This is a genomic window from Pseudoalteromonas sp. P80D2 (assembly GCF_036680945.1).
Classification (GTDB): Bacteria; Pseudomonadota; Gammaproteobacteria; order Enterobacterales; family Alteromonadaceae; genus Pseudoalteromonas; species Pseudoalteromonas shioyasakiensis.
On the sequence record NZ_JAZDAR010000011.1, the window covers coordinates 1 to 1,078 of the forward strand.

Genomic DNA, 1,078 nt, shown 5'->3' on the forward strand with positions numbered 1-1,078 from the left:
AGGGAACCCATTCTGTTTTTAAACTTCTAAATAGACGCTCCATTGGTGCATTGTCCCAACAATTCCCTCGGCGACTCATACTTTGCTCTATTCGGTAACGCCACAGTCTTTGTTGAAACCTTCTTGCGTTGTACTGACTACCTTGATCTGAATGAAACATCAGTCCAGATGGTTTCCCTCGTTGTTCGTATGCTCTATCTAATGCTTTTATAACTAAGTCAGTGTCAGGCTTATCAGACATTGCCCAACCAACTACACGGCGAGCAAACAAATCGATAATAACAGCCAAATAAGACCATTTTTTACCTGTCCAAATATAGGTGATATCCCCACACCAAACTTGATTTGCGCTATTTACTTGAAACTCACGATTAAGTTTGTTTGGAATATCTGGTCGCTCCGCCGTCGCTAATTTATATGAATGAGGCCCAGGTTGTTTACAGACCAACCCCATATCACGCATGATACGGCGTACCTTAAAAACGCCTACAGGTAAATCAGCTTCTTTTAGCATCACCGCCAACATACGGCTACCAGCAGCTCCACGACTGAGTGAAAATAACTCATTAATCGTTGATCTAAGCTGCACCTCTTCAAGTTTAATTGACGTCACACGCTGCTTAAAATCGTAATAACTCGAACGCGGAACATTCAATACGCTACAGACCATTTCCACTGACTCATGCTCACTTAATTGGTCTATCAACGAATATTGTTTATCTCGTCTGACATTAAGAGAGCGGTAGCCTTTTTTAAAATTGTTTTCTCTCTTTCAAGCCGATTAACTTTAGCTTCAAGCTCCTGAATTCTAAGCTGCTCAGGAGTAAGCGCTTTAGAATTTGGTGTTGTGCCACCACGCTCTTCTTGTAATTGCTTAACCCAACGTCGAAGGGCTGTTTCACCGACTTCTAGTGAACGAGCAGCTTCTGGAAATGAGTATCCATCATCAAGAACTAATTTTGCTGAACTAAGTTTAAACTCTTGAGAAAAAGAGCGACGTTGTTTTGTCATAGAACACCTCTGTTTGAGTGGTAATAATACCACCTAAATTAGTGTCCGGTTTCATTGAAGCACAACA

Annotated in this window: 1 pseudogene; it reads right to left on the reverse strand. The window is 41.4% G+C overall.

Annotation, left to right across the window (positions count from 1 at the left end):
* A pseudogene (locus tag VRK28_RS00130) lies at positions 1-1,011 on the reverse strand (IS3 family transposase); the annotation flags it as partial.
* Between the last annotated feature and the right edge of the window lie 67 nt (positions 1,012-1,078).